Consider the following 15,176-nt stretch of genomic DNA (forward strand, 5'->3'; position numbering starts at 1 on the left):
GTGATTGCGTGCTACACTCGCCACCACGCAATCACGGACAGTTTCCATGAAATACGAGCTCTATTATTGGCCCGAGATCCAGGGCCGCGGTGAATATGTGCGGCTGGCGCTGGAGGAGGCGGGCGCGGCATACGTCGACGTGGCGCGTGGCCCACGCGGCACAGCTGCGATGATGAAGATGATGGACGCGCACAAGGGCACGCCGCCCTTTGCGCCGCCGTTCCTCAAAGCCGGCAAGCTCGTCATCGGCCAGACCGCGAACATCCTGCTCTATCTCGGCGCCCGCCACGCCCTCGCCCCGAAGTCGGAAGCGGGTCAACTCTGGGTGCATCAGCTCCAGCTGACGATCACCGATTTCGTGGTCGAGATTCACGACACCCATCACCCGCTCGGGCCCTCGCTCTACTACGAAGATCAGAAACCGCCGGCGAAGAAGCGCACCGCCGACTTCTGGGGCGAGCGCGTGCCGAAATATCTCGGCTATTTCGAACAGCTCCTTCAGGACAATGGCGGCGCCTATGTCACCGGCCGCAGGCTGACCTATGTCGATCTCTCGCTGTTCCAGATCGTCGACGGGCTGCGTTACGCCTTCCCGAAGCGGATGAAGGCGTTCGAGACAGATATCCCGGGCCTCGTCGGCCTGCACGACCGCGTTGCGGCGCGGCCGAACATCAAGGCTTATCTCGATAGCCGGCGCCGCATTGCCTTCAACGAACAGGGCATCTTCCGCCGTTACCGCGAATTGGATGGTTAGCCGGTCCGGCGGGACGTGCACGGCAGAGTGACGCGCGCGCTCACCACACGCCAGGCAGCAGCCGATAGCGCACGCGCGTCACATAGTCGGCATAGCCCGGCAGGCCCTCGTGCAGCGTGCGCTCCTCGATGCGAATGCGGGCCGCAAACAAGGCGATGAACAGCGGCACCATCAGAAGTCCCCACCATGAGCCCAGAAGCAGCGGCACACCGGCGAAGAACAGGATCATGCCGCTATACATGGGATGGCGCACATGGGCATAAGGCCCCGTCGAGATCACGCGCTGCGCGCGCTCGGCTTGCAGCTTCACCACCGGCGCCGCGAACGAGTTCTCGCGGAAGACCCAGAGGATGAACAGCGTCGAAAGCAGGAACAGGGCGAGGCCGAGCATCTGCAGCGCCATCGGCATGTCGGAGGACAGCGTACGCCGGTCGAGCCCCATCGCCGCCAGCCAGACCAGCATCGCGACGACGAAGACGGTCATGAACACCTTGTCGGCAGCGGGCTGGTCCTTTTGCAGGACCGGCCGCAGGCGCTCGGCGAGCAGGGCCGGGTCGACCCGGTAAAGCCACCAGCCGCAGAGCGGGCCGAGCAGGGCGGAGGTCGCGAGGAACACCCAGGCCGACGGCCAATGCAGGGTGCCCGCGGACGCGAACAGCAGCGCGCCCATGGCGGCGGTGGTGATCGTGCTCTGCAACAGCAGTCTTGCGATCATGCGCAGGTCTCAGGGTAGCCGCGCACGATATTGGTCCGGCTATCCGGCGAAGTTGCGGCCGGACACGCGAAAAGCCCGATCGACCGGATCGGGCATTTCATCTTCGACGCGGTTGATCAGGCGAGCTGATCGATCCGCGTACCCTGACCCGGCGGCAGCGGCGCAGGCGGCGGCGGCTTGTAGGTCGGATCGTTGTCCTTGGTCTTGGCCTGATCGTCCTGCTGCTTGGTCGTGTCGTAGCTCGGCACCACGATCGCGATCGGCGGCGGCGAAACGGTGGAAACGCTCATCCAGAAATCCTCGCACATGGAAACATTGACACTGCGCCGCGAGACGCGAAATTTCCTTCAAGCCAATCGTTAAAATGCGAGGGATCTGGTGCGGTGGGATGTGCTGTGTTCACTTCCGCAACTGCATGATTTGAGGAGACGTCGGCTCTCTCCTCGTCATTGCGAGCGTAGCGAAGCAATCCAGAGTCTCTCCGCAGAGGCAGTCTGGATTGCTTCGCTACGCTCGCAATGACGGAATGTGTGGCGGGCGGCTTCGTTCCGCGGTCGGACTATGCCCGCGGTGACCGCGCGGTGTAGGCCTATTCGTCCTTGCCGCGCGTGATCGCGATGGACGCATCCGTCTTGGTGCGGGTGCATTCCATGTTGAGACGCCGGTAACGCATGCTGATCTTGTCGCCGCGCAAGAGCCCCATTCGCTTCAGGCAGCGTGTCGCGCCCGTCGTCGTATCGTCCTTGGTCACGGTAAAGACGATCGCCGCCATCGATCCGACCAAGGCAAAGAACTCCGGTTTCGGTTTGCGATCGCCCTTGGCATAGAGCTCGATCGAATATTTGTCGCCACGGCAAGCCACGGACAATTCCTTGGCCGCGGGGTGCGTCAGGTAGACGACGTTGGCGGCGCGGAAATTCACCTTGAGGCGATCGACCTGGTTCGCCAGCTCCTTGGCGCTGTCATCGCAGCGGTCCGCGCGGGCCGGAGAGGCGAGGGTCACAAGGCCGGTGATGGCGGCGACGACCAGGATCGCGCCGCGGACGTGCAAGTTCAATGTCATGATGAAAAGCCCCTTAGCGGGCGCATTCAATCGTCGTCCCGCGCGTAGCGCAAGGGGTGCACCCAGGGTCTTCACTGGCATCATGAGGGCCTGGTGTCCGCCGACAGCCGCCGAAAATAGCTCGCCATGCGCCGAATCGGGATGCCCCGACCGCACCAGAGCGCCTTCCCTTTGCGGCAAAAAAGCTTAGAACGCTTCTATGAAAGGGGCCCATGCGAGGGCTCCAAAACCCCGAGATTCCAGACCATGAACGCTCCCACCGCCTTCCCCGACCCCGCAAAGCCCGTTCCGCCCTACAAGCACACGCCGCTGTTTCCGCTGGGCAAGGACGAGACGCCCTACAAGAAGATCACAGCCGAGGGCGTGCGGGTCGAGAAGGTGCTGGGGAAAGACATGCTGGTGGTGTCGCGCGAGGCGCTGCGGGCCCTGTCGGAAGCCGCCTTTGGCGACATCAACCACTATCTGCGGCCGGGTCATCTGAAGCAGCTCCGCGCGATCCTGGAGGACGGCGAGGCGAGCCCAAACGACAAGTTCGTCGCGCTGGACTTTCTCAAGAACGCCAACATCGCCGCCGGCGGCGTGCTGCCGATGTGCCAGGACACCGGCACCGCGATCATCATGGGCAAGAAGGGCTGCAACGTCATCACCGACGGTGACGACGAGGCGGCACTGTCGGAAGGCGCGCGCGATGCTTACCTGCGCCGCAATCTGCGCTACTCGCAGGTCGCGCCCTTGTCGATGTACGAGGAGAAGAACACCGCCAACAACATGCCGGCGCAGTGCGAGATCTATGCCGAAGGTGATGACGCCTATAAGTTCATGTTCATGGCGAAGGGCGGCGGCTCTGCCAACAAGAGCTTCCTGTTCCAGGCGACGCCCTCGGTGCTGACCAAGGACCGGCTGCTCGCCTTCCTGAAGGAGAAGGTCTTGACGCTGGGCACCGCCGCGTGCCCGCCTTATCACCTCGCCATCGTGATCGGCGGCACTTCGGCCGAGCTCTGCATGAAGACGGTGAAGCTGGCGTCGGCTCGCTATCTCGACGCGCTGCCGACCCACGGCTCGCCCGACGGCAACGCGTTTCGCGATCTCGAGATGGAGCAGGAAATCCTGAAGATGACGCAGTCGCTCGGCGTCGGCGCGCAGTTCGGCGGAAAATATTTCTGCCACGACGTGCGCGTGATCCGCATGCCGCGTCACGGTGCCTCGCTGCCGATCGGGCTGGGCGTGTCATGCTCGGCCGATCGCCAGGTGCTCGGCAAGATCACCAAGGACGGCGTCTATCTCGAAGAGCTCGAGCACAACCCGGCGCAGTATTTGCCTGAGGTCGAGCAGTCGCTCGGCGGCGAGGTCGTCAAGATCGACCTCAACCAGCCGATGAAGGATATCCTGGCGACGTTCTCGAAATACCCGACCAAGACGCGGGTCTCGATGACCGGCACCATGATCGTCGCGCGCGATTCCGCGCATGCCAAGCTGCGCGAGCGGCTCGACAAGGGCGAGCCGCTGCCGGACTATTTCAAGAACCATCCGGTCTATTATGCCGGCCCCGCCAAGACGCCGGAGGGCTATGCCTCCGGTGCGTTCGGCCCGACCACCGCTGGCCGCATGGATTCCTTTGTCGATCAGTTCCAGGCAGCCGGCGGCTCGATGGTGATGGTCGCCAAGGGCAACCGCGCGCCGGCCGTGCGTGAGGCTTGCAAGAAATATGGCGGCTTCTATCTCGGCTCGATCGGCGGCGCCGCGGCGAATCTTGCCGAGCACTGCATCAAGAAGGTCGAGGTGCTCGAATATCCCGAGCTCGGCATGGAAGCGATCTGGCGCATCGAGGTCGTCGACTTCCCGGCGTTCATCATCATCGACGACAAGGGCAACGACTTCTTCAAGGAGTTGAACCTCGGCTGAGGCCGCGTTCCCCGGACGCTGCGCAGCATGAAATGATGCGCTGCTGATCTGAGGTCCACGTGGCGGCATGGGTCTCCGGCTCTGCGACGCACCGCTTCGCGCTGCATCGCGTCCGGGACACGAGACTTACCACTCAGCTGCAATTCGTGACCTGGTTGGAGCACAGTCCGCGCCACCAGCCGCGAACGCCGTCCTGGCTCTCGACGAGGCCCCAGAGGCCGCTGCAGGCAAAGATGTGCTTCGGTCCGCCGTCGGTGTCGATCGGGCCGCCGAGCTCGCGCTGGGCCGGCATCCATTTCGCATCGACGAAGGGCGCCTGGAACAGGCCGCCCATGCGTGTCGCGCCATTGGCGTAGGACGCGCCGACCTTGTTGGAGGCGACCCAGCCGCGTCCGGCATAGGGCTTTGGCGCGCTGCGCGGATATTTCTTGTCGTCCTCGTAGTCCTTGCCCGGCGGCTTGGCGCCTTCGATCAGAAACCAGCCGCTCTTGAAGCCGATGATGCGGAATTCGGTGAGCCAGCCGCCATCGGGCGTGTTCTCGCTGCCGCCGAGCTTGAGCCGGTAGGGCGGCGGAAGCGTGCCGAGCACACGCGCCTTGACCGATGGTTCGGCACGCACGTTGAGGCCGTCAGGATCCTTGTCGACGGACCAGGCGCCGAAATCACAGGGCTCGGTGCCGTCGGGAAGCGTTGAGCGCCTGGCGGCGAGATCGGCGTGCAGCTTTGCGAACTCGGTGTCGTCGTTGTCAGGATCCGGCCCGCTACGCGGCTTCAATTCGGCCGAGACTGCGCGCGTCGCATCCGGCGTCAGCGCTACCACGAGAGCCTGGCGCGCGACGAACACGCTTGCAAGTGACTTCGGGTCGTTCGAGGAGGCCGGATAGACGGCGAGGTAGCCCGTCGAAACTTCGGTTCGATAGGCCGTGCCGGCGACATAGCCTGCCGGCACCATGGCGAGCGCGCTTGCCCGCCACGCCGGTTCGGCATCGTCCGCGCGCGCCGCTTGGGTCGCGACACACAGGATCGTCGCCGCGATGAGACCGAGCGCGCGCACGGTTGCCGCGCGGCTTACGCGCGCGTGCCGGTGAACGGGAAGCTGCCCATCGGGCCGATGCCCATCTCACCGCTCATGTTGTCGCCGGAGACGGTTCCGATGAATTCGAGCGTCAACGGCATCGGATTGGTGATCGAGACCTTCCAGTTGACGGCATCGCCGCTGACGGTGCCGTCGAAGATCTCGGTAGTTTGACCTTCGGCGCCCTGCGTGCCCGTCAGCGTGCCGCCGGAGCTCAGGAGCGTAAGCGTTGCCTGACGCTCGCCCATCGGCGTCGTCATGGTCAGATTCCAGTTGCCGTCTACCGCCATTCCCGTCTCCCGAACAGATCCAGGCAGGCCGCGACGATCCGCAGCCAGTCCTGGGGCGAGCGTATAGCGCAACTCATGGCGGCTGACCAACGTCGCGTGAGCGGCAATCAGGCGCGGGCGGCGGCGCGCCGGCGGCTGGTGACGATGAGCCGCAGAACGACATATTGCACGGCGAAGGCGAGGATCTTGGCACCGCCCGCGACGACGGAGATGTAGAACGCCCACAGCTTCAGATCGCCGGTCGAGGCGACTGCGATCGTGCCCGCCCCGATCACGAACATCAACACGGCCCAGGCATAACCCGCGGCAGTTACATATTCAGGGACGGTCTCGGTGACGATCGGCGGCATATAGCGCAGCATCCAGCCGCGCTTGAGCATGATGACGCCGATCGCGAAATGCGCGATCGCCGGCTTTGCCAGCATGAAGCGGGGATCATGTGTGAGCAGCGTGACCGCGCCGAGCACGATGACGAGTCCCAGACTCGCATAGGTCATGAAGCTCAGCTGCTGCCCCTTGACCCGCGCGTAGATCACTTGTGCGATCGCGCCGGCGATCGCCAACGACGTTGCCAGCACGACGTTGTCGGTGATGAGATAGATGACCAGGAAGACGATGGCGGAGAGGAAGTCGGAGGCGAGGCGGGCGAATACGTCCTTCATCGTCGATCCTGTTCAGCGAGCGTTGGACAGTGCGTCGGGCGGTGTACCGTACTTGATCTGGCGATATTCGGGATACCATTTTGTGAAATAGATCGCGCTGTTGCGGGCGGCGAAGGCGACCGCAAGGCTCGACCAGAGCGGCAGGCCGGGGACATAGAGCAGCACGAGATTGGCGGCCGCCATCAGCAGCGCAGCCGCGGTCCATGCACCGGTGATGACGTAGTTGGCATAGAGAAAGCCGGGCATCGCCGCGGTCTCGGCCGGCACGGCTTCGAGCGCGTATTGCAGCGTGAAGGGACGGCGGATCAGCATCGAGCCGAGCGAGATGACGAAGATGCCGATGTCGACCGACAGCTTGACACCGAGCGTGCCGAGCGCCGGGTCCAACAGCGCGAGGTGGAGGCCGACTGCGGCGAATAGCAGCGCCGAGCCCACGGCCAGGATCTTCACCGAGCGGCCGCGCACGACATCGATCGCGACGGTAGCGAGACAGATTGCCGAGGCCACGAACACGCTGATCGTGGCCGAGGTCATCAGCATCAGGAAGGTGAAGGCGCCGTAGGGCGCGAGGATCAGGAAAATCGCCATGGTCCGCCTCGGTCAGGCCTTTATCTTTACGATGTAAAGATCAATAGGTCAGGTGCGAGCCGGGGTCAAGCAAAATCTTTACAGTGTCAAAATGACGTAGGCGACTTCCAAAAATTGAATTGCTGCAACGGCTTGGCCGGCCATTTCGTCGACAAAGCCGGCCCAGGGCAGGTGCGACAGCACAGGTAACGCACAAGCGGTCGAGAGGACGAAGGCGAGCAGGATACCGCCGTTGAAGACGGTTAGGCCGCTCCGCCGCGGCCGAATCATCTGGAGCGTGATCCCGGCGCAGATCAGGAACAAGATCAGGACGGCGAGGCGGTCCGCGGCGATCGAGGGCATATGCATGAGAGACCTTTTGGTGACATCAGCGATGTCGAGAGGAGCTAGCGCGCGCCGACCCAATTGCCGTGAAAACCGTCGGGCACGCGATGGCCGAGCTGCACCAGCGCGACGGGGCCGGCCTCGACATCTCCGGCGTTGAACACGGCGAGGTCGCTGCGGTTCTCCCGCGCGCGCCAGACCACCGCCAGCAGCCAGCCATCGCCTTCCGCCGCATCTTTCGACCGCTCGACGAAGACCGGTTCGGAAATGGTGTCGCCGGCCGGCAGCAGATAATGGCCGAGGCGCTTGCCATTGCCGTCGACATGGACGACGCCGGAGAGCGCGCCGAACATCGGCAGCCGTGGATTGGCGCAGGCGTACCAGCCATGACGGCTCCTCAATCCGGCGCGGCGGTCGTCGATGCGCGGGAATTCGCCGGTGAGATCGTCGAGATAGGTCTGCTGGAAGCGGTCTGTATTTCCCGAGAGATCGAAGGTCCAGCGGCAATGACGCGCAAACGATTTCTCGGGATTGGTGGGCGTGCCGTCGGGATGCGTAAATAGTGGTGCTTCCTCGAACTGCATGACGTCGGCGATGATCTGATTGCCGTCCTCCCACGCATTCATGACGTGGAAGACGTAGCAGGCTTCAGCGCGAAACCAGACGATGTCCTTCGCGCTGCCCTTGCGCTTGATCACGCCGACATAGGCGCCCTTGTCCGGTTCCCAGGCATAGGGAGGCCGCCCGCTCATCGCGCGCTCCATGCTGCCGGTGATGGGCAGGATCGGAAACAGCACATGGTTCTCGGTGACGATGAAGTCGTGCACCATGCTGGCATAGGGCGCCTCGAAGCGTTCGAAGCGCGTCGCCTTGCCGGACGCATCGATCGAGCCGTAGGAGAGGGTGGGCGTCAGCGGTCCCGCGGCGTTGTAGCCGAAGAACACCAGCTCGCCCGTGACGGGATCGATCTTGGGATGCGCGGTAAAACTGCCGGCGACGCGGCCGTGATAATTGTGATAGCCGCGCGTCGCCAGCGTACCGGGCTCGATCTCGGTGGGCAGATGCGCTTCCTCTAGCGCAAGCAGCTTGCCGGCATGGAAGATGATGTTGGTATTCGCAACGCCGCCATCGGTCAGGTTCGCCGGCGCATCCGGCAGCTTGCGGCCAAAGCCGCCGAACAACGCGCGGCCGGCATCGTGCTCGGCCAGCCATTTCGGCGTACGAATCCAGCGGTTGCGATAGCTGGCGCGCCCGTTCTCAAGGTGAAAGGCGTGCAGCATGCCGTCGCCGACGAACCAGTGCGCGCCGGGCGACTCGAACTGCGGATTGGGGCCGTTGCGATAGAGCGTGCCGTTCAGCTCGCGCGGCAATTCACCGATGATTTTCAGGAAGGGCGCGTCGGCTTCGAACGGGATCGGACCGAGGTTGTGGCGGCGTTCGGCAACGGCGTCCTGCTGCACGGGCATCTCTCCTCATCTTTACATCGTAAAGATGAAATAGCCGTGTGAGGGGGCTTGGTCAAGTGAAATCTTTACACTGTCAATATGGCGTCCTATAGCTGGCCGATGGGCAAGAGCGAGATCAGGACAGAAACCGCGCGCGGTACGCGCACCCCAAAGAAGGCGAGCGCGCCGGCGCGTCCCGCGCGACGCCCGGCGAGCGTCAAGTCCGAGGCGCCCTATCACCACGGCGCGCTGCGCGAGGCGCTGCTCGAAGCCGCCGAACGGGTGCTGGAGCGGGACGGGCTCGCCGGCCTGACATTGCGCGCGGTGGCCCGCGAGGCGGGCGTTTCGCATGCGGCGCCCACCCATCATTTCGGCGACCTCACCGGGCTTCTCAGTGAGCTCGCGGCGGTCGGCTTCCGCCAGTTCAATGCGGCGATGGCGTCGTCCTCCGACACCGCCACCACCCCGCTCGAGCGGGCGCTGGCGCGGCCGAAAGCCTATGTCGCCTATGCCCAGGCTCATCCCGGCATGTACGGCATCATGTTCCGCACCGAGCGCCTCGACTATTCCAGGCCGTCGCTGCACGAGGCCGCCGAGGCGTCCTTCGCCGGGCTCGCCAATGCCGTCGGCATGATGCGGCAGGAGCAGATCAGCGGCGACGCGCTGACGCTCAATCAGGGCGCCGCGATCGCGCGTGCCTGGTCGATGGTGCACGGTTTTACCATGCTGCTGCTCGATGGGCGGCTGGAGGATATTCTGGGGCGCCTGCCCGAGGGCACGACTCCCGAACGCCTGCTCGAGGCGATGCTGATGTCGCCGGTGACGGGGAAGTTGCCGGGTCCCTGATTGATTGCCAGCGAGCACCTACCGCATCGTCGCGAGTTCGACCGCGCGGCCGCGTGCGCCGATGATCTTCACCTCGTCCTTGCCGCAGGTAAAGCTGCGGGCGAACTCGTCTGCCGCCTTGCGCGCCAGCTCATTGGCGTTCGGGTTGGCGATCGCGTCGACATAGGCGACGTGGCAGACCGGGCCGGGTGGCAGCCGGGTCACGATGAGCATGGCCTTGGTGTTCGGTCGCCCCTGCTTGTCGGGATCGGTGCCATCGGCGATGTGCCAGCGCTGGATCATCGCAAACGGCTTAGCCCCGGCGGTGCGCCATTCGACGGTGGTCTCGGACGAGTTGAACGGAGCGAACCAGACTTTTGCCGCCGGTTCCTCGGCCGCGGCCCTACGATTGCGGCCGACGGAGACGACCTCGCGAAGATCGTCCTCGGCGATCAGGACCACGAGGCCATCCTTGCCCTTGCAGACCCGCGTGGTGCTGCCGTCGAGCTCGCTGGGCTTGCCGATCTGGCGGCAAGCCTTCGGGGCCGTCGAGCTATATTGGCTGCCCACGGATTGGGCGTCGGCGCGGCCGAGACCGCTGCACATCAGCAACATGGCCAGGAGCAATATGGCCAAGGTTGCGGTGGTGATGCGGAACATGACGACGCCTTTGGTCGAGCGGGAACTCCGTACCGTCAGACGTCTTGATTGTGGGCAAGGTTCAAACAGGGTCGACAGACACCTGACAGCGGCGCGGAATCGTTCTAGAAGAGCGGCTTCGCTTGGGCTCTTTCAGCCTCGTTCGCGTCCTCGTTTTTCGTGATCATGCCAGCCACCTCGTCCAACAAACCTTATCGCGTCGGCCGCTCGAAAACCGGGCTCGGCCTCTTCGCCACCAAGCCGATCAAGAAGGGCACCCGGATCATCCGTTATTACGGACCGATCCTGGACTCCCGGATTCCCGCGCACGACGACATCGAGAACAAATATTTGTTCGAGCTCAACGGCCGCTGGACCATCGACGGCTCGGTGCGCAAGAACCTCGCGCGCTACATCAACCATTCGTGCCGGCCCAACGCCGAATCCGACGTCCGGCCGCGCGAGCGCAAGGTCTTCATCCGCGCCATCAAGAACATCGAGCCGGGCGACGAGATCAATTACGACTACGGCACCGATTATTTCAAAGCCTACCTGAAGCCGATCGGCTGCAAGTGCGAATCTTGCGAGAAGAAGCGCAAGAAGCTGCGCGCCGAGGCGCGGGCCGAGCGCGCCAAGGTGAAGGCGCGCACGGAGCGCAAAGCGCAGAAGGCGGGGGCGAAGGCCGCCAAAAAGAAGAAGCTCAACGGCGTCGCTGTTGGCAAGGCGAACGGCCGCGCGCGGGCCTAGTTTGCACTTGCGCAGCCGGCTCCGTGGTTGTGCTCTGTTCAGCCTCAGGCAGCCAGCACACTCCCGCTCCTGCGCAATCCCACATATTGCAGTTCGGCAAACACGCCGGTCGCGATCGCCTGTGCCACGACCATGAGCTCGCCGGCAAAGTTCGGCGACACCGCGCCCGAGAGCAGCAGCGCAATGCTGCCGACCGTCCAGGCCGCGTTGCCGACGACGACCAGCAGCACGAGCGGCTTTGCCACGGAGGCGCGTGAGGCGAGCCAGCCGACGAGCGCCGTGTAGGCGATCAGGAACAGGCCGGTCTCGCGCAGCAGCGCTTCGGGCAGGTTGAACAGCGAGGCGAACGCGCTGGCGCCGAACGTGAAGCCGAGAGCGGCGACGCCGCTGAAGATCGCGTCGGCAAGAAGCGCGCTGCGAAGGAAGGTGGATGCGTCGATCATCGTGGGTCTCCATGGTTGGGGTGGGCTCGAGGTGAAACTCAGTGCAATCCGCGCCACCAGGCCCGAAGCAGGCGGGCGAGGCGGAACGGGCAGAGGCTCCTGCCGACGCTGTGCTCGAAGGCCGTGACCTGCGCGACGACGTAGTCGCCGGTCGAATGCACCAGCGGCTCGGGCATGTTGAGGCTGCGCGCCAGCATCCGGGTTGCGAGCGCCATGGCCCAGGGAACTAGCTGGTCTGTGACGGTCCGGTAGAGCAGCAGTGCGATCATGGTCGTCTCCTGTTGCGACCCAGGATGCGCCGGCCCGAGGACCAATTCGATTACCTCCGACGTAATGGAAGGGCCGAAATCTGCGTGGTAGGTTCTCGACCATGAACGCACATGCATCCACGGCGCAGGCCGAACGCAGCCAACCGATTCATATCGGCGACCATTTGCGCGAATGGCGGCAGCGCCGCCGCATGAGCCAGCTCGATCTTGCCGGCGAGGCCGAAATCTCGGCGCGGCATTTGAGCTTCGTCGAGACCGGCCGTGCCGCACCCTCGCGCGACATGGTGCTCAGACTCGCCGAGCGGCTCGACGTGCCCTTGCGCGAACGCAACGTGCTGCTGGTCGCCGCCGGCTATGCCCCCGCCTTTCCGCAGCGCCCGCTGGAGGATCCCGCCTTGAAATCAGCTCGCCAGGCGATCGACCTCGTCCTTAGGGCGCACGAGCCCAATCCGGCGCTCGCCTATGACCGGCACTGGAATCTGGTCTCGGCCAATCGCATGCTGGCGCCGCTGCTCGCCGGCATTCCGCAGCGACTGCTCGGCCAGCCCTTCAACGTGCTGCGGCTCGCCTTCCATCCGGAGGCGCTGGCGCCGCGCACGGTCAATCTCGCGGAATGGTGCGGGCATCTTTTGGAGCGGCTGCACAGGCAATGCGAGGCGACCGCCGATCCCGAGCTGATCAAGCTGTACAACGACCTGAAGAGCTATCCGATCCCGGCACGCGCGGCGCCGCTGTCGAGCGACAATGTCGCGATCCCCTTCAAGCTGCGACATGACGGGGAGATACTCAGTTTCTTCTCCACCACCATGGTGTTTGGTACGCCCGTCGACATCACGCTGTCGGAGCTGGCTCTGGAAACCTTCTTCCCGGCCGACGAGCGCACTGCCGAGCGGCTCCGACAAATGGCAGCAGCCATGAGTTAGCGGCCTTGCCTCGGCATGGGTTCGGCTTATCTTTGGCCACAAACCCGCAACGCCCGAAGGAGGCGCTCATGAGCACCCTAAAGCCGCTCCAGATTGACGTCGTCTCCGACGTGGTATGCCCCTGGTGCTATATCGGCAAGCACCGGATCGAGAGCGCGCTGGCGCTGGTGCCCGATGTTCCGGTCAAACTCAATTTCCGTCCCTTCTTCCTCAATCCCTGGGTGCCGTCCGAGGGCATTAGCCGGGAGGAGTATCTCACCAAGAAGTTCGGCTCGGTCGAGGCCTATAAGGGCATTGCGGGACGCGTCGTTGCGGCCGCGGGCGAAGAGGGGCTCGTCTATCGGCCCGAGCTTGTCGCGCGTCAACCCAACACCACCGACTGCCACCGCCTGATCCTCTGGGCCGAGGCGATCGGTAAGGCGCCCGAGATGAAGCAGCGCCTGATGGAGCTCTACTTCCGCGACGGCGGCGACCTCACCGATTTGAACGTGCTGGTGCAGGCGGCTGCCGATGTTGGCCTCGATGCCGACGACGTGCGCAAACGCCTTGTGACCGACGAGGACGTCGCGCGCGTATCGGCGGACGCGCAGGAAGCCGCCGAGAAGGGCATCTCCGGCGTGCCGACCTACGTGTTCGCGCAAAAATACGCCGTCTCCGGCGCGCAGGATCCCAACATGCTCGCGCGCGCCATCCGCGAGGTCTCGGCGGAGATCAACACCCAGGCGGCGGAGTAGGAGTTATTCTATTTTCGAAGCAGGCGAACTGCGCGGCGCGCCGCCGCGTAGGCGATGCCGTGCGCCGCGAGCGCTCCGTGAACGAGCGCCACGATGGGGTCGTTCCGCCGCAACGGTATCAGCACGTCGCCGACGGCGAAGCGCCCGCGCCAGATCGGGTTGATCATGGGGTGATCGGCGCTCGCCGTGGAATCCGCGCTGGCGATGGCCGGATCGGCGCAAAGGCGGCGGGTGAGCTCGAGCGTGAGCTGCACGCCCGGCGAATATCTGGCAAAGCGCTCGTCGATACCGAGCTTGAAGAAGAAAGCGCGATCCTGATGGCGCAGCACGATGCCGGCGGCCACCGGCGTGGCGCCGGCGCGAAGGGTGATGATCTCGCATTGCGCCGTTTCTGCCAGCGCGGGAGCGCCGCGGCGGACGAAAGTTGCATCGCCGACATGCTGGACCAGCGCGGTTCCGCGCTCGCCCTTCCAGCCACTGGCTTCGAGCTGCAAAAATGTCTCGAGCGCCGGCCTGATCTCGTCGGGGCTGCGCGCGACGTCGAACACGACGGCGCCGTGATCTTCGAGGCGATGCCGTTGGCGGCGCAGCTCCTTGAGCTTTTTGGTGCCGAGCGCGTCGCGAAGCAGCGTCTCACCGTCCTGGGTCGCGTCGAGGCTGGCGCGGATGTAGGAGTTGAGGAGGCGCGGCTTCAGGCCGTCGCGATTCAGAACCTGGTTGAGGGCAGTCATTGCCGCCCCATCGAGCGCGACATCGTTCAGCACGAGCGCATGCGCTCCGGTCGCGCGCGCCTGTTGCAACAGGCGCGTCGCTGCGTCGATCGGAGCATCGCGGTCGATCAGCGGGCTGCACAGCGTGCCGTAGGGATGCGCGCTCACCAGCGCGGGCAGGGGGATCTTCCATGCCCGCCAGAGCGAGATCACCGGCATCAGCCCGATCAGCCGCGATCCATCGTATGCGGGAAGCGCCGAGGCATCGGTGCGGCCGCGCGCGGTTGCACTGACAGCGAGCTCCCAGCCCGGCAGGTAATATCCGTTCGGCTCGATCGCGCGCTGCGCGAGTGCGCGCCACTGGCCGGGTTCGATCGCCGTAAGCGGGACGCGCGCGCGCGCCGCCGCGGCAGGCTTTGCCGATGCCGGATTGATCGCAGCCTGGTGCGCGATGTCGACCACGTCCCGTCGTCCCCGTTCAGGAGGCCATGCTTAGCGCAAAGATTGGAAAATACAGTTGGGACGCCGCTTCAATTCGAATGGTAATATTAACGTCTCGTTGAGCATCCGGCCGCGACCCGCCGGATGCCCCTCAATGGATACGCCAGAATTGCTCTCGACTTGGAGGATCATCATGGTCGCCACACCCTTTACGCCGATTGCGTCGCTCCTTGGCGGCGCGTTGATCGGTTTGTCTGCCGTGCTGCTGATGTGGACGACGGGGCGGATCGCCGGGGTGAGCGGTATCGCGGCGCGACTGTTTCCGCCTTACGAGGATCGGGAATTGGCCGGCCGGCTCGCCTTCGTCGCGGGCCTTATCGTCGCGCCCGTTCTGGTGCGCCTTGTCACCGGAAGCCTGCCGGCGCAAACGATCGCCGCCGGAACGCCACTTCTGATGGTCGCGGGACTGCTCACCGGCTTCGGCTCGGTGTGGGGTAGCGGTTGCACCTCCGGCCACGGCGTCTGTGGCTTGTCGCGGCTGTCGGTGCGATCGCTGGTCGCGACCATGACGTTCATGGCGGCGGGAATGGCAACCGTCTTCGTGATGCGGCACTGGAGCTGACCGCG

At 64.7% G+C, this 15,176-nt stretch carries 20 protein-coding genes; 7 read left to right on the top strand and 13 right to left on the bottom strand.

Features of this window, described 5'->3' with window-relative positions; translation table 11 throughout:
- The first annotated feature begins 46 nt into the window (after positions 1-46).
- Positions 47-754, top strand: coding sequence for a glutathione S-transferase (locus tag AC0L3J_RS16335; protein WP_473347675.1), 708 nt, complete (start codon positions 47-49; stop codon positions 752-754).
- A 40-nt stretch (positions 755-794) separates the two neighbouring features.
- On the opposite strand, the gene AC0L3J_RS16340 is transcribed toward AC0L3J_RS16335, so the two are convergent.
- The 3 genes from AC0L3J_RS16340 to AC0L3J_RS16350 all read right to left on the bottom strand — a co-directional run bounded on the left by AC0L3J_RS16340 (position 795) and on the right by AC0L3J_RS16350 (position 2,532).
- Complete coding sequence (locus AC0L3J_RS16340) at positions 795-1,469, bottom strand: methyltransferase family protein (protein ID WP_473347676.1); 675 nt, start codon at positions 1,467-1,469, stop codon at positions 795-797.
- Between the two features lie 116 nt (positions 1,470-1,585).
- On the bottom strand, positions 1,586-1,759 hold the full coding sequence (locus tag AC0L3J_RS16345; protein WP_473347677.1) for a hypothetical protein: 174 nt from the start codon (positions 1,757-1,759) through the stop codon (positions 1,586-1,588).
- A gap of 299 nt (positions 1,760-2,058) precedes the next feature.
- A complete protein-coding gene (locus AC0L3J_RS16350) occupies positions 2,059-2,532 on the bottom strand; it encodes a hypothetical protein (protein ID WP_473259223.1) in 474 nt (157 codons plus the stop codon).
- Positions 2,533-2,778: 246 nt separating this feature from the next.
- On the opposite strand from AC0L3J_RS16350, the gene AC0L3J_RS16355 reads away from it, so the two are divergent.
- Entirely contained in the window at positions 2,779-4,434 is a 1,656-nt protein-coding gene (locus AC0L3J_RS16355) for a fumarate hydratase (RefSeq protein ID WP_027518905.1), read from the top strand.
- A 133-nt stretch (positions 4,435-4,567) separates the two neighbouring features.
- Here AC0L3J_RS16355 and AC0L3J_RS16360 read toward each other — a convergent pair whose 3' ends face one another.
- The 6 genes from AC0L3J_RS16360 to AC0L3J_RS16385 form a co-directional block, all read right to left on the bottom strand.
- Positions 4,568-5,488, bottom strand: a complete 921-nt coding sequence (locus tag AC0L3J_RS16360; RefSeq protein ID WP_473347678.1) for an SH3 domain-containing protein — start codon at positions 5,486-5,488, stop codon at positions 4,568-4,570.
- 14 nt (positions 5,489-5,502) lie between these two features.
- Positions 5,503-5,799 (bottom strand): hypothetical protein, encoded by a 297-nt coding sequence (locus tag AC0L3J_RS16365; protein WP_473347679.1) that lies wholly within the window; start codon positions 5,797-5,799, stop codon positions 5,503-5,505.
- A 107-nt stretch (positions 5,800-5,906) separates the two neighbouring features.
- Positions 5,907-6,461, bottom strand: coding sequence for an inner membrane-spanning protein YciB (locus AC0L3J_RS16370; RefSeq protein WP_456769170.1), 555 nt, complete (start codon positions 6,459-6,461; stop codon positions 5,907-5,909).
- A 12-nt stretch (positions 6,462-6,473) separates the two neighbouring features.
- Positions 6,474-7,049: a hypothetical protein gene (locus tag AC0L3J_RS16375; protein WP_473347680.1), complete on the bottom strand. Its 576-nt coding sequence runs from the start codon at positions 7,047-7,049 to the stop codon at positions 6,474-6,476.
- 78 nt (positions 7,050-7,127) lie between these two features.
- Positions 7,128-7,397 (bottom strand): hypothetical protein, encoded by a 270-nt coding sequence (locus AC0L3J_RS16380; protein ID WP_473347681.1) that lies wholly within the window; start codon positions 7,395-7,397, stop codon positions 7,128-7,130.
- Positions 7,398-7,435: 38 nt separating this feature from the next.
- Entirely contained in the window at positions 7,436-8,833 is a 1,398-nt protein-coding gene (locus tag AC0L3J_RS16385; RefSeq protein WP_473347683.1) for a carotenoid oxygenase family protein, read from the bottom strand.
- Positions 8,834-8,938: 105 nt separating this feature from the next.
- Here AC0L3J_RS16385 and AC0L3J_RS16390 point away from each other — a divergent pair, with 105 nt between their 5' ends.
- Positions 8,939-9,664: a TetR/AcrR family transcriptional regulator gene (locus AC0L3J_RS16390; protein ID WP_473347847.1), complete on the top strand. Its 726-nt coding sequence runs from the start codon at positions 8,939-8,941 to the stop codon at positions 9,662-9,664.
- A gap of 18 nt (positions 9,665-9,682) precedes the next feature.
- Here the strand turns inward: AC0L3J_RS16390 and AC0L3J_RS16395 are convergent, their stop codons facing one another.
- A complete protein-coding gene (locus tag AC0L3J_RS16395; RefSeq protein WP_473347684.1) occupies positions 9,683-10,303 on the bottom strand; it encodes a hypothetical protein in 621 nt (206 codons plus the stop codon).
- Between the two features lie 165 nt (positions 10,304-10,468).
- On the opposite strand from AC0L3J_RS16395, the gene AC0L3J_RS16400 reads away from it, so the two are divergent.
- On the top strand, positions 10,469-11,029 hold the full coding sequence (locus tag AC0L3J_RS16400; protein WP_473347685.1) for an SET domain-containing protein: 561 nt from the start codon (positions 10,469-10,471) through the stop codon (positions 11,027-11,029).
- A 44-nt stretch (positions 11,030-11,073) separates the two neighbouring features.
- Here AC0L3J_RS16400 and AC0L3J_RS16405 read toward each other — a convergent pair whose 3' ends face one another.
- Together AC0L3J_RS16405 and AC0L3J_RS16410 are read right to left on the bottom strand one after the other, a co-directional pair.
- Positions 11,074-11,472: a hypothetical protein gene (locus AC0L3J_RS16405; protein ID WP_473347686.1), complete on the bottom strand. Its 399-nt coding sequence runs from the start codon at positions 11,470-11,472 to the stop codon at positions 11,074-11,076.
- A gap of 38 nt (positions 11,473-11,510) precedes the next feature.
- A complete protein-coding gene (locus AC0L3J_RS16410; protein WP_026233166.1) occupies positions 11,511-11,741 on the bottom strand; it encodes a hypothetical protein in 231 nt (76 codons plus the stop codon).
- A 101-nt stretch (positions 11,742-11,842) separates the two neighbouring features.
- Between AC0L3J_RS16410 and AC0L3J_RS16415 the strand changes: the two genes are divergently transcribed.
- Together AC0L3J_RS16415 and AC0L3J_RS16420 are read left to right on the top strand one after the other, a co-directional pair.
- On the top strand, positions 11,843-12,664 hold the full coding sequence (locus tag AC0L3J_RS16415) for a helix-turn-helix domain-containing protein (RefSeq protein ID WP_473347687.1): 822 nt from the start codon (positions 11,843-11,845) through the stop codon (positions 12,662-12,664).
- 68 nt (positions 12,665-12,732) lie between these two features.
- Positions 12,733-13,398 (top strand): DsbA family oxidoreductase, encoded by a 666-nt coding sequence (locus AC0L3J_RS16420; RefSeq protein WP_473347688.1) that lies wholly within the window; start codon positions 12,733-12,735, stop codon positions 13,396-13,398.
- A gap of 8 nt (positions 13,399-13,406) precedes the next feature.
- Here the strand turns inward: AC0L3J_RS16420 and AC0L3J_RS16425 are convergent, their stop codons facing one another.
- Positions 13,407-14,570 (bottom strand): GNAT family N-acetyltransferase, encoded by a 1,164-nt coding sequence (locus tag AC0L3J_RS16425; protein ID WP_473347690.1) that lies wholly within the window; start codon positions 14,568-14,570, stop codon positions 13,407-13,409.
- A gap of 172 nt (positions 14,571-14,742) precedes the next feature.
- Here AC0L3J_RS16425 and AC0L3J_RS16430 point away from each other — a divergent pair, with 172 nt between their 5' ends.
- The gene (locus AC0L3J_RS16430; protein WP_473347691.1) at positions 14,743-15,171 is read left to right on the top strand and encodes a YeeE/YedE family protein; all 429 of its coding nucleotides are present in this window, start codon (positions 14,743-14,745) and stop codon (positions 15,169-15,171) included.
- Positions 15,172-15,176 lie beyond the last annotated feature (5 nt).

Source organism: Bradyrhizobium sp. Kon37 (assembly GCF_055807535.1).

What these genes read in the sequence shown, in the direction of transcription:
- AC0L3J_RS16420 (WP_473347688.1), top strand. Translation starts at nt 12,733, where the DNA reads ATGAGCACCCTAAAGCCGCTCCAGATTGACGTCGTCTCCGACGTGGTA.
- AC0L3J_RS16345 (WP_473347677.1), bottom strand. Translation starts at nt 1,759, where the DNA reads ATGAGCGTTTCCACCGTTTCGCCGCCGCCGATCGCGATCGTGGTGCCG.
- AC0L3J_RS16405 (WP_473347686.1), bottom strand. Translation starts at nt 11,472, where the DNA reads ATGATCGACGCATCCACCTTCCTTCGCAGCGCGCTTCTTGCCGACGCG.
- AC0L3J_RS16390 (WP_473347847.1), top strand. Translation starts at nt 8,939, where the DNA reads ATGGGCAAGAGCGAGATCAGGACAGAAACCGCGCGCGGTACGCGCACC.
- AC0L3J_RS16400 (WP_473347685.1), top strand. Translation starts at nt 10,469, where the DNA reads ATGCCAGCCACCTCGTCCAACAAACCTTATCGCGTCGGCCGCTCGAAA.
- AC0L3J_RS16350 (WP_473259223.1), bottom strand. Translation starts at nt 2,532, where the DNA reads ATGACATTGAACTTGCACGTCCGCGGCGCGATCCTGGTCGTCGCCGCC.
- AC0L3J_RS16365 (WP_473347679.1), bottom strand. Translation starts at nt 5,799, where the DNA reads ATGGCGGTAGACGGCAACTGGAATCTGACCATGACGACGCCGATGGGC.
- AC0L3J_RS16370 (WP_456769170.1), bottom strand. Translation starts at nt 6,461, where the DNA reads ATGAAGGACGTATTCGCCCGCCTCGCCTCCGACTTCCTCTCCGCCATC.
- AC0L3J_RS16410 (WP_026233166.1), bottom strand. Translation starts at nt 11,741, where the DNA reads ATGATCGCACTGCTGCTCTACCGGACCGTCACAGACCAGCTAGTTCCC.
- AC0L3J_RS16340 (WP_473347676.1), bottom strand. Translation starts at nt 1,469, where the DNA reads ATGATCGCAAGACTGCTGTTGCAGAGCACGATCACCACCGCCGCCATG.
- AC0L3J_RS16415 (WP_473347687.1), top strand. Translation starts at nt 11,843, where the DNA reads ATGAACGCACATGCATCCACGGCGCAGGCCGAACGCAGCCAACCGATT.
- AC0L3J_RS16395 (WP_473347684.1), bottom strand. Translation starts at nt 10,303, where the DNA reads ATGTTCCGCATCACCACCGCAACCTTGGCCATATTGCTCCTGGCCATG.
- AC0L3J_RS16375 (WP_473347680.1), bottom strand. Translation starts at nt 7,049, where the DNA reads ATGGCGATTTTCCTGATCCTCGCGCCCTACGGCGCCTTCACCTTCCTG.
- AC0L3J_RS16380 (WP_473347681.1), bottom strand. Translation starts at nt 7,397, where the DNA reads ATGCATATGCCCTCGATCGCCGCGGACCGCCTCGCCGTCCTGATCTTG.
- AC0L3J_RS16430 (WP_473347691.1), top strand. Translation starts at nt 14,743, where the DNA reads ATGGTCGCCACACCCTTTACGCCGATTGCGTCGCTCCTTGGCGGCGCG.
- AC0L3J_RS16335 (WP_473347675.1), top strand. Translation starts at nt 47, where the DNA reads ATGAAATACGAGCTCTATTATTGGCCCGAGATCCAGGGCCGCGGTGAA.
- AC0L3J_RS16355 (WP_027518905.1), top strand. Translation starts at nt 2,779, where the DNA reads ATGAACGCTCCCACCGCCTTCCCCGACCCCGCAAAGCCCGTTCCGCCC.